Annotated in this window: 24 protein-coding genes; 10 read left to right on the forward strand and 14 right to left on the reverse strand. The window is 63.7% G+C overall.

The genetic code is table 11. From position 1 onward, the window contains the following. Positions 1-44 precede the first annotated feature (44 nt). The 5 genes from ctaD (at position 45) to H5P29_RS09075 (ending at position 4,179) form a co-directional block, all read left to right on the forward strand. Entirely contained in the window at positions 45-1,817 is a 1,773-nt protein-coding gene (gene ctaD / locus H5P29_RS09055; protein WP_154385645.1) for a cytochrome c oxidase subunit I, read from the forward strand. Beyond that, a complete protein-coding gene (locus H5P29_RS09060; protein ID WP_154385644.1) occupies positions 1,814-2,518 on the forward strand; it encodes a cytochrome c oxidase subunit 3 in 705 nt (234 codons plus the stop codon). Before ctaD ends, H5P29_RS09060 begins: the two co-directional genes overlap by 4 nt. Before the next feature lie 12 nt (positions 2,519-2,530). Then, positions 2,531-3,253 carry a heme-copper oxidase subunit III family protein gene (locus H5P29_RS09065; RefSeq protein WP_154385643.1) on the forward strand — a complete coding sequence of 241 codons (723 nt, stop codon included), beginning with the start codon at positions 2,531-2,533 and terminating at the stop codon, positions 3,251-3,253. A 9-nt stretch (positions 3,254-3,262) separates the two neighbouring features. Beyond that, a complete protein-coding gene (locus H5P29_RS09070; RefSeq protein WP_154385642.1) occupies positions 3,263-3,643 on the forward strand; it encodes a cytochrome C oxidase subunit IV family protein in 381 nt (126 codons plus the stop codon). Positions 3,644-3,783: 140 nt separating this feature from the next. After that, positions 3,784-4,179 carry a cytochrome c family protein gene (locus tag H5P29_RS09075; RefSeq protein ID WP_154385641.1) on the forward strand — a complete coding sequence of 132 codons (396 nt, stop codon included), beginning with the start codon at positions 3,784-3,786 and terminating at the stop codon, positions 4,177-4,179. A 452-nt stretch (positions 4,180-4,631) separates the two neighbouring features. On the opposite strand, the gene H5P29_RS09080 is transcribed toward H5P29_RS09075, so the two are convergent. From H5P29_RS09080 to H5P29_RS09120, 9 genes are all read right to left on the reverse strand, one after another. Then, positions 4,632-5,237 (reverse strand): histidine phosphatase family protein, encoded by a 606-nt coding sequence (locus H5P29_RS09080; RefSeq protein ID WP_067957442.1) that lies wholly within the window; start codon positions 5,235-5,237, stop codon positions 4,632-4,634. Next, complete coding sequence (locus H5P29_RS09085) at positions 5,237-6,331, reverse strand: ABC transporter ATP-binding protein (protein ID WP_154385640.1); 1,095 nt, start codon at positions 6,329-6,331, stop codon at positions 5,237-5,239. The genes H5P29_RS09080 and H5P29_RS09085 overlap by 1 nt, the downstream gene beginning before the upstream one ends. Further along, positions 6,328-8,073 carry an iron ABC transporter permease gene (locus tag H5P29_RS09090; protein ID WP_185910314.1) on the reverse strand — a complete coding sequence of 582 codons (1,746 nt, stop codon included), beginning with the start codon at positions 8,071-8,073 and terminating at the stop codon, positions 6,328-6,330. Before H5P29_RS09090 ends, H5P29_RS09085 begins: the two co-directional genes overlap by 4 nt. A 118-nt stretch (positions 8,074-8,191) precedes the next feature. Next, positions 8,192-9,313: an ABC transporter substrate-binding protein gene (locus tag H5P29_RS09095; protein ID WP_067957449.1), complete on the reverse strand. Its 1,122-nt coding sequence runs from the start codon at positions 9,311-9,313 to the stop codon at positions 8,192-8,194. A 19-nt stretch (positions 9,314-9,332) separates the two neighbouring features. Next, positions 9,333-10,172, reverse strand: a complete 840-nt coding sequence (locus H5P29_RS09100) for a MurR/RpiR family transcriptional regulator (protein WP_154385639.1) — start codon at positions 10,170-10,172, stop codon at positions 9,333-9,335. A gap of 156 nt (positions 10,173-10,328) precedes the next feature. Further along, complete coding sequence (locus tag H5P29_RS09105; protein WP_154385638.1) at positions 10,329-10,802, reverse strand: hypothetical protein; 474 nt, start codon at positions 10,800-10,802, stop codon at positions 10,329-10,331. Next, complete coding sequence (locus H5P29_RS09110; RefSeq protein WP_067957457.1) at positions 10,803-11,684, reverse strand: MurR/RpiR family transcriptional regulator; 882 nt, start codon at positions 11,682-11,684, stop codon at positions 10,803-10,805. Next, entirely contained in the window at positions 11,681-12,745 is a 1,065-nt protein-coding gene (locus H5P29_RS09115; protein ID WP_067966113.1) for an ABC transporter ATP-binding protein, read from the reverse strand. Before H5P29_RS09115 ends, H5P29_RS09110 begins: the two co-directional genes overlap by 4 nt. 5 nt (positions 12,746-12,750) lie before the next feature. Then, a complete protein-coding gene (locus H5P29_RS09120; RefSeq protein WP_185910315.1) occupies positions 12,751-13,521 on the reverse strand; it encodes an SDR family oxidoreductase in 771 nt (256 codons plus the stop codon). A 190-nt stretch (positions 13,522-13,711) separates the two neighbouring features. Between H5P29_RS09120 and H5P29_RS09125 the strand changes: the two genes are divergently transcribed. From H5P29_RS09125 to H5P29_RS09140, 4 genes are all read left to right on the forward strand, one after another. Next, positions 13,712-14,947 carry a sugar ABC transporter substrate-binding protein gene (locus H5P29_RS09125; protein ID WP_154385637.1) on the forward strand — a complete coding sequence of 412 codons (1,236 nt, stop codon included), beginning with the start codon at positions 13,712-13,714 and terminating at the stop codon, positions 14,945-14,947. A gap of 74 nt (positions 14,948-15,021) precedes the next feature. Beyond that, positions 15,022-15,891 (forward strand): carbohydrate ABC transporter permease, encoded by an 870-nt coding sequence (locus H5P29_RS09130; protein WP_154385636.1) that lies wholly within the window; start codon positions 15,022-15,024, stop codon positions 15,889-15,891. Continuing rightward, a complete protein-coding gene (locus H5P29_RS09135; RefSeq protein WP_067957467.1) occupies positions 15,888-16,715 on the forward strand; it encodes a carbohydrate ABC transporter permease in 828 nt (275 codons plus the stop codon). The genes H5P29_RS09130 and H5P29_RS09135 overlap by 4 nt, the downstream gene beginning before the upstream one ends. 35 nt (positions 16,716-16,750) lie before the next feature. Next, a complete protein-coding gene (locus tag H5P29_RS09140; protein WP_154385635.1) occupies positions 16,751-18,223 on the forward strand; it encodes a M81 family metallopeptidase in 1,473 nt (490 codons plus the stop codon). A gap of 32 nt (positions 18,224-18,255) precedes the next feature. Here H5P29_RS09140 and H5P29_RS09145 read toward each other — a convergent pair whose 3' ends face one another. The 5 genes from H5P29_RS09145 to H5P29_RS09165 all read right to left on the reverse strand — a co-directional run bounded on the left by H5P29_RS09145 (position 18,256) and on the right by H5P29_RS09165 (position 23,875). Continuing rightward, entirely contained in the window at positions 18,256-19,176 is a 921-nt protein-coding gene (locus H5P29_RS09145; RefSeq protein WP_083948481.1) for an ABC transporter permease, read from the reverse strand. Further along, the gene (locus H5P29_RS09150; RefSeq protein ID WP_154385634.1) at positions 19,176-20,243 is read right to left on the reverse strand and encodes an ABC transporter permease; all 1,068 of its coding nucleotides are present in this window, start codon (positions 20,241-20,243) and stop codon (positions 19,176-19,178) included. The genes H5P29_RS09145 and H5P29_RS09150 overlap by 1 nt, the downstream gene beginning before the upstream one ends. Continuing rightward, on the reverse strand, positions 20,227-21,768 hold the full coding sequence (locus H5P29_RS09155; protein WP_154385633.1) for an ABC transporter ATP-binding protein: 1,542 nt from the start codon (positions 21,766-21,768) through the stop codon (positions 20,227-20,229). The genes H5P29_RS09150 and H5P29_RS09155 overlap by 17 nt, the downstream gene beginning before the upstream one ends. A gap of 195 nt (positions 21,769-21,963) precedes the next feature. Then, positions 21,964-23,058, reverse strand: a complete 1,095-nt coding sequence (locus H5P29_RS09160) for a BMP family ABC transporter substrate-binding protein (protein ID WP_067957480.1) — start codon at positions 23,056-23,058, stop codon at positions 21,964-21,966. A 46-nt stretch (positions 23,059-23,104) separates the two neighbouring features. Continuing rightward, positions 23,105-23,875: a GntR family transcriptional regulator gene (locus H5P29_RS09165; protein ID WP_154385632.1), complete on the reverse strand. Its 771-nt coding sequence runs from the start codon at positions 23,873-23,875 to the stop codon at positions 23,105-23,107. Positions 23,876-24,119: 244 nt separating this feature from the next. Between H5P29_RS09165 and H5P29_RS09170 the strand changes: the two genes are divergently transcribed. Further along, entirely contained in the window at positions 24,120-24,986 is an 867-nt protein-coding gene (locus H5P29_RS09170; RefSeq protein WP_154385631.1) for an aromatic ring-hydroxylating dioxygenase subunit alpha, read from the forward strand. The last annotated feature ends 27 nt before the right edge of the window (positions 24,987-25,013 follow it).

Below are 25,013 nucleotides of genomic sequence, written 5' to 3' on the forward strand. Positions count from 1 at the left end.
GGCCTCACCGCGAAAGCAGAGGCATAGAGCAACAGGGTGCACGCATGGTCGATGTCACGCCGCATGGAGCAGACCTCATCCCGCCGGCCGAAGTGGGCGAGATGGAGCTTTACCATCCGCACAGCTGGTGGACGAAGTACGTCTTCTCGCAGGACGCCAAGGTCATTGCGATCCAGTATTCGGGTACGGCACTGGCCATCGGGCTCGTCGCGCTGGTGCTGTCCTGGCTGATGCGGCTGCAGCTCGGTTTTCCCGGCACCTTCGATTTCATCACGCCCGAGGCCTATTATCAGTTCATGACCATGCACGGCATGATCATGGTCATCTACCTGCTAACCGCGCTGTTCCTCGGCGGCTTCGGCAATTACCTGATCCCACTGATGGTCGGCGCCAGGGACATGGTGTTTCCCTACGTCAACATGCTGAGTTACTGGATCTACCTGCTCGCCGTGCTGGTGCTGGTGGCAAGCTTCTTTGCGCCCGGCGGGCCGACCGGCGCCGGCTGGACGCTCTACCCGCCGCAGGCGATCTTGTCTGGCACGCCGGGGGGCACGGGGCCGGGCATCATCCTGATGCTGGTGTCTTTGATCCTGTTCATCATCGGCTTCACCATGGGTGGCCTCAACTATGTCGTGACCGTGCTGCAGGCGCGGACGCGCGGCATGACACTGATGCGGCTGCCGTTGACGGTGTGGGGCATCTTCACGGCGACCGTCATGGCGCTGCTGGCTTTTCCTGCGCTGTTCGTCGCCTGCGTGATGATGTTGTTCGACCGCGCCATCGGCTCGAGCTTCTTCATGCCGGCGATCGTCGAGATGGGCGAGCAGTCGCCGCACAATGGCGGCAGCCCGATCATGTTCCAGCACCTGTTCTGGTTCTTCGGCCACCCCGAGGTCTACATCGTGGCGCTGCCGGCCTTCGGCATCGTTTCCGACCTGATCAGCACGCACGCCCGCAAGAACATCTTCGGCTACCGCATGATGGTGTGGGCCATCGTCGGTATCGGCGCACTCAGCTTCGTGGTCTGGGCGCACCATATGTATGTCTCGGGCATGCACCCCTATTTCGGCTTCTTCTTCGCCACCACGACGCTGATCATCGCGGTGCCGACGGCGATCAAGGTCTACAACTGGGTGCTGACATTGTGGCGCGGCGACATCCACCTGACCATTCCGATGCTGTTTGCGCTCGCCTTCATCGTCACCTTCGTCAATGGCGGGCTGACCGGCCTGTTCCTCGGCAACGTCGTCGTCGACGTGCCGTTGTCGGACACCATGTTCGTGGTTGCCCACTTCCATATGGTGATGGGCGTGGCGCCGATCCTCGTGGTCTTCGGCGCGATCTATCACTGGTATCCCAAGATATCAGGCCGGATGCTCAACGAGTTCATGGGCCGGTTCCATTTCTGGGTCACCTTCATCGGCGCCTATCTGATCTTCTTTCCGATGCATTATGTCGGGCTGGTCGGCGTTCCCCGGCGTTATCCCGAGCTCGGCGACACCGCCTTCATCCCGCCGTCGGTTCACACGCTGAACGAGTTCATCACGGTTGCGGCACTCACCGTCGGCTTCGCCCAGCTGGTGTTCCTGTTCAACCTGTTCTGGAGCATCCGCCACGGCAAGGAGGCGGGTGACAATCCATGGCGGGCGACGACGCTGGAATGGCAGACCGCCGGCACGCCGCCGCCGCACGGCAATTTCGGCAAGGAGCTGCCGGTCGTCTATCGCTGGGCATATGACTACAGCGTGCCCGGCGCGCCCGAGGACTTCATCGCGCAGAACGACCCGCGCCCGGTGACGCAAGGCGGGCATGCATGAGCGCCATCCTGATCTTCCTGGGCCTGGTCACCGCGATTGCCGGCTGGTGGCTGGCGCGGCAGCGGCTGATGTCGAAGCCTTGGCTCGAGGTCGGTCCGATCGACGCCTTTCCCGAGACGGAAGCGCCGGTCATGCATCCGGCGAAGATCGGGCTCGGGGTCTTCCTCGCTGTCGTCGGCGCGATTTTCGCGCTTTTGATCAGCGCCTATTTCATGCGCATGGCCTATGCCGACTGGCAAGCGACGCCGATGCCGTGGCTTTTGTGGCTCAACACCGGCATGCTGGTGCTGGCGAGCGTGGCGTTGCAATGCGCGGTGGTGGCCGCGCACAAGGGCCAGCTCGACAATCTCAAGTTCGCGCTGCTGACCGGAGCGCTGACGTCGGTGGCATTTCTGGGCGGCCAGCTGCTGGCATGGCGCGATCTTGCCGCTGGCGGCTACTACGCCGCCGACAACCCGGCGGTCAGTTTCTTCTACCTGATCACCGCGATGCATGGCCTGCACATCATCGGCGGGCTGTTCGTACTTGGCCGGGCGAATGTCAGGGCATGGCGCGGCGACAAGCTTGCGCGGCTCGTGCTGACGACAGAGCTGTGCGCCATGTACTGGCACGCGCTGCTCGTCGTCTGGCTGGTGCTGTTTGCCGTACTGATGGGCTGGGCGGCCGACTTCATCGACATCTGCCGCAGATTGCTGAGCTAGGAGGACACGCCGATGGCCGAGACCTCGCTGGGACATGTCGACCACACCGCGCCGCGGCCGCCGGGCCTGCGCGGCTTCATCGCCGACTGGTCGTCGGACCAGCGCGCCTTCAAGGGCGTGTCCTGGGGGAAGGCGATGATGTGGATCTTCCTGCTCAGCGACACCTTCATTTTCGGCTGCTTCCTGCTGTCCTACATGACCGCGCGCATGTCGACGGTCGTGCCGTGGCCGAACCCGAGCGAGGTCTTCGCCCTGCATCTGTTCGGCCAGAACATCCCGCTGATCCTGATCGCGATCATGACCTTCGTGCTGATTTCGTCGTCCGGCACGATGGCGATGGCGGTCAATTTCGGCTACCGCCGCGACCGCAGGAAGACGGCGGTCCTGATGCTGTTGACCGCGCTACTTGGCGCCACCTTCGTCGGCATGCAGGCCTTCGAGTGGACCAAGCTGATCAGCGAGGGCGTGCGGCCATGGGAGAACCCGTGGGGTGCGGCACAGTTCGGCTCGACCTTCTTCATGATCACCGGCTTCCACGGCACCCACGTGACGATCGGCGTGATCTTCCTGCTGATCGTCGCGCGCAAGGTCTGGCGCGGCGATTACGAGACCGGCGAGCGGGGGTTCTTCACCAGCCGGCGCGGCCAGTATGAGAGCGTCGAGATCATGGGGCTCTACTGGCACTTCGTCGATCTGGTGTGGGTGTTCATTTTCGCGTTCTTCTATCTTTGGTGAGGTGAAGCGATGGCACAGGCAGAGGCGCAGGATCACGGGCTGCACGGACATGCGGCTCCCGCTCCGGCAATGGCGCATGCCGAAGGGCAACAGCACCCGATCAAGCTCTATCTGGTGGTCTGGGGCTGGCTGTTCATCCTCAGCGCCTGCTCTTACGCGGTCGATTATTTCGCCCTTCAGGGCATGCTGAGATGGAGCCTGATCCTGATCTTCATGATGCTGAAGGCGGGACTGATCGTTGCCGTGTTCATGCACATGGCCTGGGAGCGGCTTGCGCTGAGCTACGCCATCATCGTGCCGCCGCTGGTGATCCTGGTGTTCGTCGCAATCATGGTGATCGAATCCCGCTACACCGAAATCACCCGCGTGCTGTCCTTCGGCGCGGGATAAGCCACGTCCACCAGCCGCCCTTCCTTGCCGCGGCAGTTGCAACGGCAAGCTGCAACGGAATGGCGCATGGCGCGTTGCCTTGCGCCGGATTAGTATCGCGCCCGTTGGCGCAATGCGCCGGCCACAGTGAGGAGATAGCCATGAAACTGACGGCATGGGGCGCTCAAGCCCTTTTTGCAGCTTCGGTTCTAGCCACTAATCCGGTTCATGCGGCGGGCGATGCGGCCGCCGGCAAAAAGGTCTTCACCAAATGCATGGCCTGCCACGACATGGCGGTCGACAAGAACAAGATCGGCCCATCGCTGCATGGTGTCATCGGCCGCACGGCCGGCACGCTGCCGAGTTTTGAAGCCAAATATTCCGATGCGATGAAGCAGGCGGGTGCTGGCGGCCTGGTCTGGGACGAGGCCAACATCGCCGCCTACATGAAGATGCCGAAAGAAAAGGTCCCGGGCAACAAGATGGCTTTTGCCGGTCTCAAGGACGATACCGACATCGCCAATGTGATTGCATATATCGAAGAGATGTCGAAGTAGCCGCAAAACGGCAGCCGGATGCTCGCAGGCAGCTCGTGCCTCGCGAGCAGTTTCTGCAACATATGCACATTTATTGTGCGGCATCCTCCAAACGGGGGATGCCGCCGCTGCCCAAATGGTGTTCATGACTGGGCGGGCGCCCTAGCGCCCGGCGGATGCAAATGCATTTTCCGGGCGGCATTGCGGATGGCGGCGCTGCGATTGTAGACCCGGTCTATATTGCAGGTTTGCGTTTTAAATATCTAGCTATTGGTGCCTCTTTGCGGGGGGAAATTGCGGCATTCCTTGGGAGACCACGGAAGCCGCACCATTTCCTTAGGCACGGGCCTGTTCAGACCAGTTGCGAGCGTCGAGAGCGTTTCCTCTTTCTTCTCTTCGCGGAAACTCTCTATCTTCTTGTTTTTGCGCAATTCCGGACGGAAAACCGCCGCACACTTTTTGCTGGAATTGCGCTAGTCCGGTGCGTCGAAATCGGGCGCCACAGCCGCGATATTGTAGGCTTCGAGCCGTGCCGTCGGGGCGTAGGCCGTATCGAAGCTCAGTATCGTTGCAGTACCAGGCGTCACCGGCACGACACGTGAGGGCGGCAGCCCCAGGAAGGCGTGGCAGGCAGCGCGGATGACACCGCCATGGACGATGGCGAGCGTGTCGCCGTTGCACTTCTTCAGGCAGTCCCGCAACCCTTCGACGATGCGGGCGCAGAAATCCGCCCATGCCTCGCCGCTGTCGGGGGTGAAGGTGCCGGCGCGCCAGGCGAGATACTCGTGCGGACGCTCGGCCTCGAGCTCGTGCTTGATACGGCCGGTCCAGTTGCCCATATCGATCTCGCGCAGGCGCGGGTCGAGCGGCGCGTCGCCATAGCCGAGCAGGCTTGCTGTCTGGCGCGTACGGCCGAGGTCGGAGACCACGACGCGGTCGGGCGCCATCGCCCTGGCGAAGGACGCAAAACTCTCGACCTGCCTGATGCCCCGCGGCGATAGCGGCGCGTTGTCGTGGCCCTGGAGCCTGTGCTCGGCATTCCAGGTGGTCTCGCCATGGCGCACCATTACCAATCTCATCAGTCGATCCTTTCACCAGTCATTGCAAAAACCGCGCTCGGCTCGCCCAGGAAACTGAGGCGGATCTGGTCGCCGATCGCCGCGCTGAAATAGCCGTCGGCCATGGCGGTCAGCCGTTGGCCGTTGGAAAATGCCGTCACCATGGTGCGCCCTGCGATAGGGGCGGCTTCCTCGAAGCGCGCGGTGATCGCAGGTTGCCCCTCGATGTCGCCGACCTTGATGTCATGGGCGCGGTAGAGAAGCTGGACGCCGTCATGCGCCTTGGCGCGCTGCGCATCGGCCAGCCGTAGGCCATCATAGACGAGGCCACCGTCCTGTTTCGTCACCGAGATGAGATTGGCCGGCGGCGTGCCGAGGAAGGTGGCGACGAAGGTCGTGCGCGGGTTTTCCAAAAGCTCGAGCGGCGCGCCGAACTGGTCGACCTTGCCGTTATTGAGCACAGCGACATGGCTCGCCATTGTCATCGCCTCGACCTGGTCGTGGGTGACGTAGACAGAGGTGGCACCTGTGGCGCGGTGGATGCGCATCAGTTCGCTGCGCATCTCGATGCGCAGCTTGGCGTCGAGGTTGGACAAAGGCTCGTCGAACAACAGGATGCTCGGCTTGGGGCCGATGGTGCGGGCAATCGCCACGCGCTGCTGCTGGCCGCCGGAGATCTCGGCCGGGTAGCGTTCCTTCAGCGCCGAGATGCCAAGCAGACCGAGCACTTCGTCGACGCGCGCGGCACGATCCGCCTTGCTCCACTTGGCCACCCTGAGCGGCCACTCGATGTTGCCGGCGACCGTCATATGCGGCCACAATGCATAACTCTGGAAGACGAGGCCGGCGTCGCGGCCGCCGGCGTCGGCGACAAGGCCGCGCGTGCCGTCGGAGACGGTGCGGCCCATGAAGGCCATCTCGCCTTCGCTCGGTGTTTCCAGTCCGGCGAGCATCCTGAGCAGCGTGGACTTGCCGCAGCCGGACGGGCCGACAAGCACCAGGAACGCGCCCTGCGGCACCGAGATGTCGACATTGTCGACGGCGGTGAAGCTGCCGAAACGCTTGCTGACGTTGCGGATCGCGATCGCAGCCGGATTGCCGTTGGCGGGGTTCATGCGGATTTCCACTTCTGGACACGGTTCTGCAGGCGGTGCGCCAGGAGCGTGGCGATGACGCAGAGGACGAGGATCACCATGGTGATGGCGTTGGCGAACTGCATGAAGCCTTCGGCGGCATAGCGGTAGGCAAGCATGCTGAGCACCGGCGAGGTCGAGGTGAACAAAAGCACCACCAGCGACAGGTCGCGGACGATCTTGACGAAGACCAGCAGGGCGCCGGCGAGCAGGCCGCGGATGGCGAGCGGCATGATGATCGCGCCCATGCGGCGGAAGAAGCCGGCGCCGGTCAGTCGCGCGCTTTCTTCGATGTCGGCCGAGATCTGGCCGAGCACCGAGCGGCCCGACTGCACGGCATAAGGCAAGAGATGCGCCGAGGCTGCAAGCACCAGGAGGAGGAAGGTGCCGTAGAGCGACGGCAACGGTCCGATCGGCGCCCCGAACAGCGCGATATAGGCGGCGGCGAAGGCGATCGAGGGAATCAGGATCGGGGTGAACGAGACCTGGCCGAGGACGGTTGCGAGCACGCTGCCCTTGTTGCGGGCGATGGTGTGGGCCAGCGCCAGGCCGAGCGCCATGGTGGTGATCGCCACCGTGACAGCCAGCTTCAGCGTCATCCACAGCGCCTCGATCAGCACCGGATTGCGGAAGATGCCGGCCTGGCCCTGGGCCATGTCGGTGCCGCCTTCGCCGATCCAGAAATGCGTCGTCCAGTTGGAGAACAGCGAACCGTTCTGCAAGGCGAAGCTGGAGGCGGTGAGGATCAGCGCCGGCAGGAAGGTGGTGAGCAGGCAGAGCAGGACAGCGACTGCAAACAGCGGCCAGCGCCATCTGCCGAGCGGAAAGCGTTTGGTGCGGCCGCCCTTGCCGGTGACGGTGACGAAGTTCTTGCGGCCGGCGACAAGGCGCTCGCCGAGCCAGAGGAAGGAGGCGGAGACGACGATCAAAAGCAGGGCGATGACGAAGCCGCGTTCGGTTTGGCCGGTCTCGATCATCCCGAACAGGCGCGTCGACAGCGTCTGCATCCTGACCGGCAGGCCGAGCAGGGCAGGGGCGGCGAAGTTGGAGACGGCACCGGCAAATGTCAGCGATGCGGCGGCGATCAGCGCCGGTGTGACCACCGGCAGGATGATGCCGAAGAAGATGCGCGAGCGCTTGGCACCCGCGACCTGCGCTGCCTCGACGAGATCGGCGCCGATGGAGCTCAAGGCCGCCGAGATGACGGTGAAAGCAAGCGAATAATAGTGGGCGATGAGCACGATCAATGTCGGCAACAGGCCCCAGGCGAGCCAATCGGGCACGATGTAGCCGTTCGCCTCGAAGAAGCCGACCGAGCCGCCGAGCCGGCTGTTACGGAATAAAGCACCCCAGGCAAGGGCCGCGGCAAAGCTCGGGATCATGAAGGGCAGAGTGGCGAGCAGGCCGAGCGTCCTTGGCGCCGGCACGTCCGTGAGCACGACGAGCCAGGCAAGGAAGCCGCCCATCAAAAGGCAGCCTGTGGCAACGCCGATGCCGAGCAGCACCGTGTTCAAGAGCGGGCGCCACCACAGGTTTTCGGACATTTTCGAGGCCAGCACCGCCTGCCAGGCGTCACGACCTTCGATGGTCAGCGTCGACAGGACAATCTTGACCAGCGGCGCGATGACCAGGATGCCGACGACAAGGATCAGGATGATGGGAACGAGTGTTTCGGAGCGCAAAAAGCCTCTCCGGGACAACACGGATGTTGTTACGGCGGACATGACATTCTTTCCGGGAATTGCAGTGCGCGGGCAACGGTGCCGCGGCAACACGAGGCGGCGGACAACTGGGCACGGAGAACAGACCGGCGCCTCCCCCAAGGCGCCGGTCCGGCCGCGGTCATTGCAGCGTCAGCACCAGGTCTGCAATACGCTTGCGGGCAGCGGCTGTCTTCACCGGATCGATGCGCCAGGCCTTGAGCTCCTTGAGCGGCACGGAGTCGGCGTTGTCCTTGATCGACGGCCGCACGGCATAGTCGCCGGCGACGTTGAAGGGCTCGAAGGCCGGTCCGCCGGTGGCAGAATCGTCGCCCATCATGAAGTCGATCAAAAGCCGCGCTGCCGCCGGGCTCGGCGCCTTGTCGACCAGTGCGAGAACCGCCGGGAACAGGATGCCGTTGGACGGCTCGACGTCGTTGGCGACCTGTAGTGCCCAGCCTTCCTTCTCGTTGTCGCGGCGGTCGGAATAGGTGGCGAAGCCGACTGGCGGGTTCTTGGCGGTCTTGTCGCCGATCGCCTTGTTGATGACATCGGAGTTGGGCACCAGGACGAGATCGTTGGCAAAGAGGTCGCGGACGAATTGCTCGCCGGCGCCCTGCAGGTCGCTGTCGACTGATATCGGCTTGCCGAACTGCGCCTCATAGGCCTTGGCCATTTCGTCGGGGCGGAGCGAGAACTCGACCAAGAGGTCGAGCAGCTCGCCGCGCTGCAGAGGATCGACCATCAGCACGCGGCCCTTCCATTCCGGCGTCGTCAGTGCCCACAGGTTCTTGACCGGCGCGCCATTGGGATTGGCAACTTCGTTGTACATCAAAACCTTGGTCGACAGGCGCTGGGTCAGAAGCGGCGTCTTGTGCTCGTCGGCGAGTTCGCCCGCCACGCGTGGCGGAATGTAGGGCACGACACGGTTGGTCTTGACCAGGTCCTCATAGACCACCGGCGTGTCGGCGATGTAGAGCACGTCGACGGCGTTGACGCCGGCGGTCTGCTCGGCGACGACGCGGGCGATCTGCTTGACCGAGCTCATGTCGATGCCGACCAGGTCAATGCCGGGATAGGCCTCCTCGAATGCTTTCTCCACCTTGGCGATACGGCTCGACAGCGAGAAGACGGTGACCTTGCCTTCCTTCTGTGCCAGCGGCAGCAGTTCCTTGACGCTCATCGCGTCGAGTTCGGCGGCGCTTGCCGTCAGGGGCAGTATGGCGACCGCTGCAAACAGCGCCCATTTCATCGACTTGAGCATCTTTCCCTCCCAGGTTTTCTCAATCGAATTCGTCGAACAGGCCGGACAGGCGCTCCAGCGCGCCCATGACGCGGGTCTGGTGCCGGCCGGCGATGGTCAGAAGAATGGCGTTGACGATGGCGAACGGCACCGTCGGCGTCTGGAACTCGCTGCCCGAGCGGCCGCGCGGTGCCGCCAGCACGAGGTCGACAGCCGGCTGCATCATCGTGCCGGCGAGGTCGGTCACGAGCACCGCCTTGGCGCCCTGCGCGTGGCAATGCTCGACCAGTGGTGCATAGCTCGCTGGTTGCTTGCGGAAGGCGAGCGCCAGCACGAGGTCGCCCTGCTGCATGCCGACGACACGCTCGGCGATGTCGCGGCCACGGCCTTCGAGCACGATGGTGGTCATGCCGAAGCGGTCGAGCCGGCGGCGCAGGAACTGGGTGATCGACTGGGCATGGCCCTGGCCGAACAGGAAGATGCGTTTGGCATCGACGATCATGTCGGCGGCGCGGTTGATGCTGTCTTGCGAAACGGCAAGGCGGAGGTGCTCGAGCGCTGCGATCTCGCTGTCGATCAGGTCGAGCAGAAAGTCGCCATGCTCGACCTTGGCGACGGAGCGGCGCATTCGCTCGGCGGCGTCCTGGCTCTCGACAAGCTCGCGCTGCAGCTGTGAGCGCAGTTCTGGATAGCCCTTGAAGCCGAGCTTCTGGGCGAGGCGGGTCGTTGCCGCCTCATGCACGCTGGCGCGTTCGGCAAGCCGGGCGCTCGAGAGGAAGGCTGCCTCGGCGGCGTTTTCGAGCAAGGCCGAGACGAGCCGCTGGTCGGCCCCGGTGAGGCGGGTCGAATGGCTTTTGATGCGATCCAGCAGCGTCATCATCTTGCATCCATATTGCACTCGACTCTTAAGATGCAAGATATCTTGCAGTCAAGTGCAAAGGTTGCAAGATCAGACTTTCTGCCTTGCAGGGACCAGATGGCGGAAAACGAAAAAGGCGCCCTCGGGGCGCCTGGAGAGTTCGGACAGGCCGCAAGCCTATTTGTATTTCATGTAGCCGACGAAGCCGGTGATCCTCCAGCGGTCGTTCTGCTTGCGGCAGAAGTAGAGCGTCTGCCAGTTCATCACGTCGTCGCTGCCGTCAGCGCGGCGGATGGTGCCGTCGAACTTCTTGCGCGCCAGGGCAACATCGCCTGATATGTCGATCTCGGTCAGGTTCGTGGCGCGGAAAATGCCGTCGGCAAGCGGCTCGGCATAGGCGGTTGCAGCCGTCTCGGCCGCCTGGCGCAGCCACTCGTCGCGATAGGTCCCGAGCGACGGAAAGGCGGCATTCCAGTCGTCAGGATTGGCAGCGTTGTGGGCATGGATGCCGAGGAAGCGCTGTTCGTCGAAGTCGTCCGCGACCATCGACCAGTCCTGATCGACAAAGGCTGCGATATCGCGCTCGACCAGCATCTCCCAGATCCGGGCGCGGTCGATGTCGTCGGGGAAGGGGTTCTGCCTGGAGTTCATTCAGTCACCTAGGGGAAGTCTTGGGTCGTCGACCTTCAGCATGCTGAGGCTTTGCTTGATGCGGCGCAGGCCTTCGAGCACGTTGGTGCCGCGGGATTCGGCGGTGGCTGTCGCGATCATGTCGAGGATGGCGAGCAGGGCGAAACGCGATGAGGTTGGCTTGTAGATGTTGCCGTCCTCGATCGGCTGGAACGGGATGACGATGTCGGCGACTTTGGCCAGTGCCGATCCGGGCGCGGTTATGGCGACGGTCTGCGCGCCATATTGGCGGGCGACCTGCACGGCATCGATCACCGACTTGGCATGGCCGGAAACGGAGAAGGCAACGACGGTCGACTCGGGCCTGGCGACCGCCGCGTACATGCGCTGCAGCTGGCCGTCGACCTGGGCCACGGCAGACAGGCCGAGGCGAAACAGGCGGTTCTGCAACTCCGTCGCCATCATCGATGAGATGCCGCCGGAGCCGAAGCACAAGATGTGCGGCGAGGCCGAAAGCCGCTCGGCCACCGAGATCAGCGTGCCCATGTCGAGACTGTCCGAAGCGCGCTGGATCGCCACGACAGCGGCTTCGGTGACGGCGGAGGCGATGCGCTGCTCGCGTGCGTCGCGGCTCAGCGGCTCGGGCTTGAGATACTGGCCGCCGATGGCTATGGCCTGTGCCAGGAAGAACTTGAAATCGCGCACGCCGTCGCAGCCGAGGTTGCGACAGAAGCGGGTAACTGTCGGTTCGCTGACGCCGACACGCGCGGCGATCTCCGAAATGGCGGCCTTGGAAGCGAAGTCGAGATCCGACAGCACAAGGCTGGCCAGGCGCTTGTCGGACTTGGAGCCGTCCTGCGCCATGACCTGAAGCCGGGTGATGATGTCGGCGATGTTGCTCATACGGGCAGGCCGGTTGCCTTGTCGAAAAGATGGATGTTCCTGGGATCGGCGGTCACCGGCAGCGTCTCGCCCGGCTTGACCGACACGCGGTCGCGGAACACGGCGCGCACCTGCTCGCCGCCGACCGCGCCATAGATGTGCGTTTCGGAACCGGTCGGCTCGACGACGTCGATCCTGAGCTTCATCGCCGCATCGGTGCCGCTGATGACGAAGTGCTCCGGCCGGATGCCTGCCTCGACCGCGCCTGCGAAGGCCGACGCGCGGCCGCCGTTCAGCTTCAGTCTTTCGCCGTCGGCCGTCTCGAAATAGGCGCCCGCCGCACCGAGCCTGCCCGAGACGAAGCTCATCGACGGCGAGCCGATGAAGCTCGCGACGAACTTGTTGGCCGGTCTGTCGTAGAGTTCGAGCGGTGCACCCACCTGCTGGATCTTTCCCTGGTTCATGACGACGATGCGGTCGGCCATGGTCATGGCCTCGATCTGATCGTGTGTCACGTAAACCACCGTCGATTTCAAGCGCTGATGCAGCGCCTTGATCTCGGTGCGCATCTGGACGCGCAACTGGGCGTCGAGATTGGAAAGCGGTTCGTCGAACAGGAACACCGAGGGTTCGCGCACGATGGCGCGGCCCATGGCGACGCGCTGGCGCTGGCCACCGGAGAGCTGGCGCGGATAGCGGTCGAGATAGGAATGCAAGTTGAGGATGGCAGCGGCGTTCTTCACCTTGGCATCGATCGCCGCCGCTGCCTCACCTCTGATCTTCGGGCCGAAGCCGATGTTTTCGGCCGCGGTGAGATGGGGAAACAGCGCATAGGACTGGAAAACCATGGCGATGTTGCGCTTCTGCGGCGGCAGGTCGTTGGCGCGCACGCCGCCGATCAGAAGATCGCCATGGCTGATCGGTTCGAGCCCAGCCAGCATACGCAGCAAGGTCGACTTGCCGCAGCCGGAGGGGCCGACGAGCACGACGAACTCGCCGCTCGGAATGTCGAGATTGATGTTGTCGAGCACGCTGTGCTGGCCGAACGACTTGGACAGGTTGCGGAAGGTCACGCCGGTCATGGTCTTCACGCTCCCAATATGTCGTCGATGAAAGGCAGGCAGCCGGCGGTCAGCCCGGCGTCGACAGGCAGCACCGTGCCGGTAATGCCTGAGGCGCGCGGCGAGGCGAGGAAAGCGACCGCTTCGGCCACCTCCTGCGCATTGACGATGCGGCCAAGCGGATAGAGCCGCTGCAGCTTGCCCAGGATCGCGGGGTCCTTGGCAAGGCGATGATCCCAGGCGGGCGTATGGATAGAGCCCGGGCAGACGACGTTGGCGCGGATGCCCTGGCGGCCGTGCTCGACAGCAATGGCGCGCGACAGGGCATTGATGCCGGCCTTGGCAGCCGCATAGGCCGGATTGCCGAAGTGCGACAGCGCGTTGACCGAGGAGATGAAGACGAAGGTACCCGAGGCGCGCTTGACCATCGGCTTGAGCAATGCGTTGGTGAGGCTGGCGACGCCGGTCAGGTTGAGGTCGATCTCGGTTTCGATCCGCTCCTGGGTCAGCGCCGGCATGATTTCGGCGCGCGTCCAGCCGGCATTGTTGATGACGATGTCGGGCACGCCGTCAGCTTCGACCAGCTTGCGCGAGGCGGCTTCCAGTCTGGCGCGATCGGTCAGGTCGAAGCTGTGGCGGCCGGCGAGATCGAGCCCGTCCATCGCTTCGATCGACTGGTCGCAGCCGATGACGCGGGCGCCACGCGCGGCAAAAATAGTTACCAGCACCCGGCCGAGGCCGCCGCCGGCTCCGGTGATCAGGACGGACTTTTGCCGAAACTCGTCGTCTAGGTTCAATTCTGTGCTCCCACAGCGATCTTGGCCGCTTTCTGCCTTCAGGACTATGGCTGAAAATGTAATTAAGCAACAAAGAAAATCGCTTGATATGCCGAAAATCGCCGATAATGTAAGAAAGTCACTTAATCAAACAGGCGCGTGAAGCGCTGGAGGAGCGGGCCTGCGCCCGCGGGAGCAAGGGAACACCGACATGGCGATTTCAAAGTGGAAGAGCGGCCTGCTGGCCGGGTTGAGCGTGCTGGCCTTGGCAGCCCAGGCGAATGCCGGCGAGGTCCGGGTGACGGTCGCCGAATACAGCTCGAAGACCGGCCCCTATTTCCAGGAAGTGGAAAAGGCGTTCGAGGCGGCCAATCCCGGCATCGACGTCAAGTTCGAGGTCGTGCCGTGGGATGTGCTGCTGCAGAAGCTGACCACCGACATCACCGCCGGCACCAATGCGGACCTGTCGATCATCGGTACGCGCTGGCTGATCGACTTCGTCCAGCAGGACGTCGCTGAGCCGCTCGACAGCTACATCACGCCCGACTTCAAGGGCCGTTTCATCGATACCTTCCTGTCGCCCTCGATCATGGACGGCAAGACCTACGGCCTGCCGATCGCCGCTTCGGCGCGCGCCATGTATTACAACAAGGAACTGCTCGAAAAGGCAGGTGTCGCCAACCCGCCGGCGACCTGGGCCGAGCTCAAGGACGCTGCCGCCAAGATCAAGGCGCTGGGCGGCGAGAACTATGGCTACGGCTTGCAGGGCAAGGAAATCGAGACCGACGTCTATTATTATTACGCGATGTGGTCGCAGGGCTCGGAGATCCTCGACAAGGATGGCAGCTCGGGCCTCGACAGCGCCGGCGCCATCGAGGCGGCCAAGCTCTACAAGTCGCTGATCGACGAGGGGCTGACCCAACCCGGCGTCACCTCCTATGCGCGTGAGGACGTGCAGAACCTGTTCAAGCAGGGCAAGGTCGGCATGATGATTACAGCCCCCTTCCTGTCCAACCAGATCAAGGAAGAAGCGCCGAACCTGAAATATGGTGTCGCTGCCATCCCGGCTGGACCGACGGGTGCACGCGGTACCTATGGCGTCACCGATTCCATCGTCATGTTCAAGAACTCGAAGAACAAGGACGAGGCCTGGAAGCTGCTCGACTTCCTGTTCCAGACCGACTGGCGCGCCAAGTTCACCCAGGGCGAGGGCTTCCTGCCGGTGAACAAGGAAGAGGCCAAGATGGACTACTACGTCAACAACGCCGACCTCGCCGCCTTCACGGCACTCCTGCCCGACGCCCGCTTCGCGCCGGTCATTCCGGGCTGGGAAGAAATCGCCCAGATCACCTCTGATGCGATGCAGAAGGTCTATCTTGGCGAGGGCGATCCGGAAGCCCTTCTCAAGGAAGCAGCGGCCAAGGCCGACGGCATCCTGAAGAAGTAGTCTCTTCTCCCTTCCGCCGGTGGCGCACTGGGTGCGCCGCCGGTTCCCTTTCCCGTGCTCCGGCCAAGGCTCTCATGCACAATCGCGCCCTGCCATATCTGCTGACGCTGCCGAGCCTGATCCTGGCCGCGGTGGTGATCTTCTGGCCCGTCGTCGACCTGATCCAGATCGCCACCCACGACGTCAGCCGCTTCGGCCAGCTGCGCGACTTCAACGGCGTGGCCAATTTCTCGGCGCTGGTCGCCGATCCCGATTTCATCAAGGCGCTGCTGCGGACCGGGGTGTGGACGGCCGCCGTGGTTGGCGGCGCGCTCCTGGTCTCGATCCCCGTGGCGGTCATCCTCAACACTGACTTCTACGGCCGCTCGGTGGCGCGGGTCATCGTCATGCTGCCCTGGGCGGTGTCACTGACGATGACGGCCATCGTCTGGCGCTGGGCGCTGAACGGCGAAAGCGGCATGCTGAACTCTGCCCTGCGCGGGCTCGGCCTCGCCGACCAGAACATCCAGTGGTTGGCTAGTGCTGCGACCGCATTCCCGATGCAGATCATGATCGGCATCTTGGTGACGGTGCCGTTCACCACCACCATCTTTCTGGGTGGGCTGTCGTCGATCCCCGACGACCTCTACGAAGCCGCCGCCCTCGAAGGTGCGGGGCCGGTGCAGCAGTTCAAGCGGATCACTTTTCCGCTGCTCAAACCCTTCGTCAACATCGCCATCGTGCTCAACACGATCTATGTCTTCAATTCGTTCCCGATCATCTGGGTGATGACGCAAGGCGGGCCGGCCAATTCGACCGACATCCTCGTCACCCATCTCTACAAGCTGGCTTTCCGTGTTGGCAAACTCGGCGAGGCCTCGGCCGTCTCGCTGGTGATGCTGGCGATCCTGCTCGTCTTCACCGCCATCTACATCAGGCTCGCCATGCGGGGAGAACGGGCATGATCTCGCCGAAGCTCAAGCGCACCTTCATCGCCTGGGCGCTGCTCGCGCCGCTGGTCGTGGTCACGCTGTTCCCGTTCGCGGTGATGTTCCTGACCGCCGTCAAGCCGGCCCAGGAAGTGCTGACGCCAAGCTGGTGGCCGAGCGAATTCCGCTGGCGCAATTTCTACGACATGTGGGTCGCGGCCGGTTTCGGCCAGGCGCTGGTCAACTCGTTGCGCGTGTCGCTGATCGCCACCATCGGCGCCATCCTCGTCTCTATTCCCGCCGCCTATGCCATGTCGCGTTTCCGCTTTGCCGGGCATGGCGCCTTCCGGCATTTCCTGCTTGTGTCGCAGATGATCTCGCCGATCGTGCTGGTGCTCGGCCTGTTCCGGCTGCTCGCTTCCTTCGGTCTTGTCGAAAGCCTGAATGCCGTCGGCGGCGTCTACATGGCCTTCAACATCGCCTTCACCGTGTGGATGCTGCAGAGCTATTTCGACACCATCCCGCGCGATCTCGAGGAAGCCTCGTGGATGGAAGGTGGCAGCCGCTGGCTGACCCTGCGCAAGGTGTTTTTGCCGCTCTGCGTGCCGGCAATCGCCGTCACCGCCATCTTCACCTTCATCAATGCGTGGAACGAGTTCGTCGTCGCACTGACCATGCTGCGCAGCCAGGAAAGCTACACGCTGCCGATCCAGGTGTTTTCGCTCGTCGCCGGCCGCTATACCGTCGAATGGCACTACGTCATGGCTGCAACGCTCGTCGCCACCGTGCCGGTCGCCATCCTGTTCGTCTGGCTGCAGCGCTACCTGGTCCGCGGGCTGGCCCTCGGCGCCGTCAAGTAACCCTTACCTCCCGACAACAAAGAAACGAACCCAAGATGCGCATCTTCACCGCCTCGCTGGCGACAGAAACCAATACCTTCTCGCCGGTGCCGACAGACCGTGCATCGTTCGAGATGGCGTTCTATGCCGGGCCGGGCCAGCATCCGGAGACGCCGACCTTGTGCTCGTCGCCGATCGTGGCGCTGCGCCGTCGCGCCGAGGCCGATCGCCTGACCGTCATCGAGGGCACGGCGACCTGGGCCGAGCCGGGCGGACTGGTGCAGCGCCAGACCTTCGAGGCGCTGCGCGACGAGATCCTCGACCAGCTCCGGGCTGCCATGCCTGTCGATGCCGTCATCCTCGGCCTGCACGGCGCCATGGTGGCGCAGGGTTATGACGACTGCGAAGGCGACCTGCTCGCCCGGGTCCGTGACATCGTCGGGCCCGACGTCGTTGTCGCTTCCGAGTTCGATCCGCACAGCCATCTGACGCCGAAACGCGTCGCCGCCTGCAACGTGCTCGCGGCCTTCCTCGAGTTCCCGCATACCGATTTCTATGAGCGCGGCGAACATGTCGTCGAGCTTGGACTGGCCGCTGCGCGCGGCGAGATCAAGCCAGTCATCTCGACCTTCGACTGCCGCATGATCACGGTGTTGCCGACCAGCCGCGAGCCGATGCGCTCCTTCGTCGACCGCATCAAGGCGCTGCACGGCAAGGACGGCATCCTGTCGGTGTCGGTGATCCATGGTTTCATGGGCTCCGACGTGCCGGAGATGGGTTCGCGCATCGTGGTCGTCACCGACAATGACAAGGCCAAGGGCGATGCGCTGGCCGAAAAGCTCGGCCGCGAACTCTATGCCATGCGCGAAAAGACGGCGATGGAGATGCTCGACACTGACGCCGGCATCGACCGGGCGCTGGCCGCGCGCAAGGCCAACCCGACCAAGCCGGCAGTCATCGCCGATGTCTGGGACAATCCGGGCGGCGGCGTTGCCGGCGACGGCACCTTCGTTCTGCGCCGGATGCTGGAGCGTGGCCTCGACAAGGTTGGTGTCGCCACCATCTGGGATCCGATCGCGGTGACCTTCTGCCATGCCGCCGGAGAAGGCGCCATCATCGACCTGCGCTTCGGCGGCAAGGCAGGCCCGCAGGCCGGCGAGCCGATCGACGGCAGGGTTCAGGTGCTGAAGACCGTCGAGGAAGGCTGGCAGAGTTTCGGACCGAGCCGTGTCACGCTCGGGATGACGGCGCTGGTGCGTATTGTCGGTACCGAGGTCGACGTCATCCTCAACACCAACCGCACCCAGACCTTCGAGCCCGACATTTTCTCAAATCTCGGCGTTGATCCTGCGGACAAGGACATTTTGCTCGTCAAGTCGACCAACCATTTCTATGCCGGTTTCGCGCCGGTGGCGGCCGAGATCGTCTATGTCGACGCGCCGAGCTCCTATCCGAGCAATCCGCGCGTGACCAATTACACCAAGCTTGTCCGTCCGATCTGGCCCCGGGTGAGCGATCCCTGGGCGTGAGCGGCGGGGCGTTTAGCCCCGCCTTTCGTCCGTCAGGTCGCTGGCCGGAACGGCTTGGCGAGCGAAGCCGGGAAGTGCAGCGCCAGCATCTGGCGGTTCTGCGAGATGATGACCAGCACCACGATCGTTGCCAGATAAGGCAGGGCGGAGAGCAGTTCCGAAGGCACCGCGATACCAAGCGCCTGGCCCTGCAGCTGCAGGATGGTCATGCCGCCGAACAGCCAGGCGCCGAGCAGCACGCGCAGTGGTCGCCATGTCGCGAAGACAACCAGCGCCAGCGAGATCCAGCCCTTGCCGGCGGTCATGTTCTCGACCCAGAGTGGGGTGTAGGCAACCGACAGATAGGCGCCGGCAAGTCCGGCCATCAGCCCGCCGAACAGCACGGCGAGATAGCGGATCCTGATCACCGGATAGCCGATGGCATGCGCCGTCTCGGGTGACTCGCCGATGGTGCGCAGCACCAGCCCGCCCTTTGTGCGGTACAGGAACCAACTGATGACGAAGAACATGATGATGGCGAAATAGACCATCGGGTCGAAGCGGAATAGCATCGGCCCGATCACCGGAATGTCGGAGAGATAGGGGATGTAGATCTTCTTCAGTGCGTCGATCGGCGCCGAGCCGAAATTGCGGCCGAGAAATGCCGACACGCCCGAGCCGAAGATGGCGAGCGCCAGGCCGGCGGCATACTGGTTGGTCAGGAAGGTCAGCGCCAGCACGCCGAACAGCAGCGATGCGGCGGCCCCTGCAAGCGCGCCGGCCAGGATGGCGACCGGCATCGGCAGCCCGGCGACGATGGCCCAGAAGGCGAAGGCGGCACCCATCAGCATCATGCCTTCGATGCCGAGGTTGAGGACGCCCGATTTCTCGACGACGAGTTCGCCGAGCGCTGCAAAGATCAATGGTGTTGCGGCAATGATGGTGCCGGTGAAGATGGCAATGAACAAGTCCATCAGGCATGCTCCGGAATGCGGCGAAGCCGGTAGAAGATGAAGAAGTCAGCGGCAAGCAAGAAGAACAGCAATATGCCTTGGAAGATGCGGGTGAGCGCAGCCGACAGGCCGAGGTTCATTTGCACTGCTTCGCCGCCGAGGAACAAGAGCGACATCAGCAATCCGCCCAGCACGATGCCAAAAGCGTTAAGACGGCCGATGAAGGCGACGATGATCGCCGCGAAACCATAGCCGGGCGAGATTTGCGGCGACAGCTGTCCGAGCGGGCCGGAGACCTCGGCCATGCCGGCGATGCCAGCGGCAGCGCCACCGGCAAGCAAACCGGTCCACACGGCAGCGGATTCGCGGAAGCCGGCGTAGCGTGCTGCCAGAGGGGCTGCGCCCGAGACCGACATCTTGTAGCCAAGGAAGCTGCGGTCAGTGAACAGCCACATCAGGAACACGGCGACCACGGTGATGAACACCGAGGCGTTGAGCCGGTAGGCATAGTCGAAAGGCTCGAACATCGCCGCCGCCGACAGCAGGGCCGTCTGCGGATAGTTGAAGCCGGCCGGGTCGCGCCAGGGGCCGTGCACCAGCCACGACAACAAGAGCGTCGCGATATAGGTCAGCATCAGCGTGACCAGGATTTCGTTGGTGTTCATCCGCGCCCTGAGGAAGGCAGGGATGGCGGCCCAGGCCATGCCGGCGATGGCGCCGGCGAAGAACATCAGCGGCAGCAGCAGCCAGCTGTCGGGATTGGGGTAGAACAAGCCCACGCCGCAGGCGGCGAGGGCGCCGATGATCAACTGGCCCTCGGCGCCGATGTTCCAGACATTGGCGCGGAAGCCGACGGCAAGGCCGCAGGCGATGAGGATGAGCGGCGACGCCTTGAGCAGCCACTCGGACAGCCCGTTCAGCGAATTGAGCGGGGTGATGAAGAAGGCTTGCAATGTCGCCAGCGGGTCGTAGCCGAGCACGGCAAACAAAAGCGAGCCGACGAGAAGGGTGAGCACGGTCGCGATGACCGGCGCCGCCACCCGCATCCTGGCGGATGGTTCCGGTCTTTGTTCAATCCTGAATCGCAACTTCGCCTCTCCCATTGGTGCCGTTGCCGCGGTCGACCCTTGTCATCAGCAGGCCGATTTCCTCGCGGTTGGTTTTTGTCCTGATCAGTGGCGGCGAGACCTGGCCCTGGCAGATGACAAGCAGCCGGTCGCAGATCTCGAACAGTTCGTCGAGCTCCTCCGAAATCACCAGCACGGCCGCGCCCGACCGGCTCAGATCGACAAGCGTCTGGCGGATGAAGGCGGCGGCGCCGACGTCGACACCCCAGGTCGGCTGCGCCACCAGGAACAGCTTCGGTTCGAGCGCGATCTCGCGGCCGACGATGAATTTCTGCAGGTTGCCGCCCGACAGGCTCTGGGCGCTCGACTGCGGGCCGTTGGCCTTGACCTTGAAACGCTCGATGATCTTGGCGGCGAAGCTGTTTGCCTGCTTGCGGTCGACGAGACCGTTGCGCACCAGGCCGGAGCGGTGGGCCGTCAGCACGGCGTTCTGCCACAGCGCGTGCGGCGGCACCGCGCCGCGGCCAAGCCGCTCTTCCGGCACGAAGGCCATGCCGAGTTTGCGCCTTTCGCTGGCGTTGAGATGGGCCGCAGCCTTGCCGCCGATCTGGATCGACAGCGCATTGGCATGTGTCCGTTCGCCGCTGAGCAGCGAGATCAGCTCGGCCTGGCCATTGCCGGAGACGCCGGCAAGCCCGACGATCTCGCCACCGCGTACCTCGAAGGAGACGTTCTTGAGTTCGACGCCGTATTTGTCGCGGGCAGGGGCGGTGAGCCCGCGCACCTCGAGCACCGGTTTGTCGCTCGGCACCGAGGGTGAGACGTGCATTTCGGGCAGCTCGGCGCCGACCATCAGCCGCGCAAGTTGCGCCGAGGTGCTTTCCTTGGGTCTTGCGGTGCCGGTGACCTTGCCGTTGCGCAGCACTGTCGCGGTGTCGCAGAGCTCCTGCACTTCATCGAGCTTGTGGCTGATGTAGACGATCGAACAGCCTTCGGCGGCGAGCTGGCGCAGCGTCTCGAACAGCTTGACGACGGCCTGCGGCGTCAGCACCGAGGTCGGCTCGTCGAGGATCAAAAGCTTCGGCGCCTGCAGCAGGCAGCGCACGATCTCGACGCGCTGGCGCTCGCCGACGGACAGGTCGTGGACGCGGCGATAGGGGTCGATCGGCATGCCGTAGCGGTTCGACAGTTCAGTGATCTGGCGCGCCAGCGTGTCGAGGTCGAAGCTGCTCGACACCGCAAGTGCGATGTTCTCGACCACGGTGACCGATTCAAACAGCGCGAAATGCTGGTAGACCATTTCGATGCCGAGCGCGCGCGAGGTCGCCGGGGTGTGCGCGGCAATGGGCTTGCCGTCGCAGAAGATCTCGCCGGAATCCGCCTGGGCGGCGCCGTAGATGATCTTCATCAGGGTCGATTTGCCGGCGCCGTTTTCGCCGAGCACGGCGTGGATTTCGCCTGGCATGATCGACATCGAGATGTCGTCATTGGCGATGATGCCGGGATAACTTTTGGTGATGTTGCGCAATTCGAGGCGTGGGGGCATAGCCGGGTCCTGCCGTGAGGGTTGGACGGTGCGCAGCCATAGACCAACCGGGGCGGTGCATGACCCCGAAAATCGGAACCGATTTTCGGGAAGGATCGTGCACCCATTTTAAGCGCTACAGCGTCCTTTGCGTGTCCAACTGGACACCAGGCGCTGTAGCGCCCCGGTGGAATTGCTAGCGGTTGCGAGGGAGGATCAGGCGAGCTTGCCGATCATTCCCTTGACGAACCAGTTCATGCCGCGGATGTCGGCATCGGCCAGCACGCTGCCGGCCGCGACCTTGACGTTGCCGTCCTGGTCCTTGAGTTCGCCGGCATAGGGGTGGATCTTGCCGGAGCCGATGTCCGCCTCGAGTTGCTTGAGCTTGGTGATCACGTCGGCCGGGATCGCCTCATTGTAAGGCGCCATCTTGACGACGCCACCGGCCAGGCCGTCCCAGCGCGCCTCGGGCTTCCAGGTGCCCGCGGCAACGCCCTTGGCGGCGCCGACATAGTCGCTCGACCAGTCGAGGGTGAAGGCGGTGAGCTGCTTGCCCGAGCCGAACTTGGCCATGTCGCTGGCGTAACCAATCGACCATGCGCCGCCTTCGCCGGCAACCTGCACGCCGGTGGCGGTATCGGTCATCGAGCAGATGACGTCGCAGCCCTGCGACAAAAGCGTGTTGGCGGCTTCCTTTTCCTTGCCCGGATCGAACCAGGAATTGAGGAAGATGGCGTTGCAGGTGGCCTCGGGATTGACGCTCTGGGCGCCGAGCAGAAGCGCGTTGGCCGGGCCGACGATGTCGGGGATCGGAAAGCCGCCGATGAAGCCGATCTTGCCATTCTTGCTCATATGCGCGCCGGCGGCACCGGCAACGAAAGTGCCTTCGTAATACTTGGCCTCGAAGGTGCCGAGATTGGCGAGGTGGACGATACCGGAGCAATGCTCGAAGGCGACCTTCGGGAAGCGCGGCGCCACCTTCTGCATCGGCGTGCCATGCGAGAAGGAGGTGCCGAAGATTAGTTGGTTGCCGGAAGCGGCGAGCTCGCGGAAGACGCGTTCGGCGTCCTGCGGCATGAAGATGTTGTCGATGACGGTGAGCGCCACCTTGTCGCCGAACTCGGCCTTGATGGCATCGACGCCAAGGCTGTGCTGCTTGGTCCAGCCGATGTCGGCGATCGGCGAGACGTAGACGACGCCGATCTTGAGCGGCTCCTGGGCGCTGGCGATGCCGGCAAGGCCGCTGGTGCCGAGTGCCGCGCCCGCGGCACCGGAATATTGCAGAAATTGCCGTCTGGTCAGATTGAACATGGTGGTAACCCTCTGTTGGTTGGATGCGCCCGGCTTTGTGCCGGGTCTATTTTACGACGTGGACATGGGTGTGCGTCCGTGCCCGGCCATTCTCTCCTGCCTTCTTTCTTGGTGCCGGTTTCGGCGGCTCGCCTGCCTTGCCGTCGAGATAGGGTTCGAGCGCTTCGCGTGGCGTCAGCTCGGGAAAGACCTGGCGGTCCATGATGTAACCGCGCACGACGGAGCGGTGGTGCGCGTCGATCAGCTCCATTGCCGGCTTGAGCCGGCCCTTTTCGAGAAGTTCGATGAGCTTGGCGTGGTCGTCGAGCAGGTTGCAATAGTCGAAGTCGGCGGTGATCAGCGAACGCAGCAAGGTGGTGCGGCGGACCAGCTGGGCGTGAATTTCCTGCATCACCTTGTTGCGGCTTAGGCGCACGAAGACGGTGTGGAACTCCTGGCCGAGCACGTCGGCGAGTGCGTCGTTGCCTGAAGCCACGGCCTTGCGCTGGCGCTCGACATGCTGGCGCAGTTCGGCCCAGCCGGCAGGCCCGAGACGGTCGCTCAGCTGGGCGGCGACGCCCTGTTCGACAAGGGTCAGCGCGTCATAGATCTCCATCGCGTCCTGCATGCTGGGACGGGCGACGAAGGCGCCGCGGTTGCGCTCGATTTGGGCAAGGCCGTCGTCGGCAAGGCGGATCAGCGACTGGCGGATGACGATGCGGCTGACGTCGAAGACCTCCGACAGCTCGCGCTCGCCAAGCTTGCAGCCGGGCACGAGGCGGTGATCGAGGATCGCCCGCGTCAGTATGTCGGCAATGGCCTGCGAGCGGTTGCTCATGGCGTTCTCCTTCCCGCCAGCGCCTTCGGCTTGCTTGACGGCCAGCCCGGGTTCGCGCCACGCCGGCGGCGTCGCATATCCCGGGTTACGGTTTCCATATCGGTATTCAATCGCTGGCGCCTGTCAACCAAAATTCTCACATCGGCATGCAATTTCTTATTGATTGATATCCAATCCTGTGTTTCCAATGAGGACATAACAGAGCTAGGTTCACGGGGAAGTGCTAGCCAACAGGGAGGGTGCGATGAGCACAGCAGCCCTTTGTAGCGACAGAGTCCTGCTTAACGATTGGCATGTGGTTGCGGACCTCGCCAACCTGTCGGTCGGCGCGCCGTTTCACACCCGTCTGCTGGGCGTCGACATCACCATCCATTGCCGCGGGCGCTACAACAAGGAAGTCGTCCGCGACGACACCGGCGCCCTGGTCACTTCGACCAAGCGCTACGGTTTCCTCTGGGCCTGCCTCGGCAAGCCGGAGCGCGACATCGTTTTTGTGCCGGAGGCCGAGGAAGGCGATCGGTATCTCGTCACCGGTGGCTCGATCGCGGTCAAGGTGTCGGGCTTGAGGATGGTCGAGAACTTTCTCGACATGGGCCATTTCCCCTTCGTTCACACCGGCTGGCTCGGCGACGAGCCACATACGGAGGTCGCGCCCTACAAGGTCGAGCTGACGGCCGCCGACGAGCTGGTCGCGACCGAATGCAAGTTCTACCAGCCGGTGGCTTCGCCGACGGCCAAGGGAGGTTTTGTCGTCGACTACATCTACAAGGTGATCCGGCCCTACACGGTGGCGCTCTACAAGAGCAATCCGGTGCAGAAGGATCGGCTCGACGTCATCACCCTGTTCGTCCAGCCGGTCGATGAGGACAATTGTGTTGCCCATCCCTTCCTTGCCTACCTCAAGGATGGGATCGACGAGGCTGGCATTCGCAGCTTCATGCAGCTGATCTTCGCCCAGGACAAGCCGATCCTGGAGAACCAGGTGCCCAGGCGCCTGCCACTCGACCCTCGCGCTGAAACGCCCATCCGGGCCGATGCCGTCGCCGTGCTGTACCGGCGCTGGCTGCGCGACAAACCGGTCACTTACGGCGCAATACCGGCGCAGATGTGATCCGCACCCTTTGTGAAGGATATGCAT

The organism is Aminobacter sp. MDW-2 (assembly GCF_014250155.1).
Taxonomy (GTDB): domain Bacteria; phylum Pseudomonadota; class Alphaproteobacteria; order Rhizobiales; family Rhizobiaceae; genus Aminobacter; species Aminobacter ciceronei.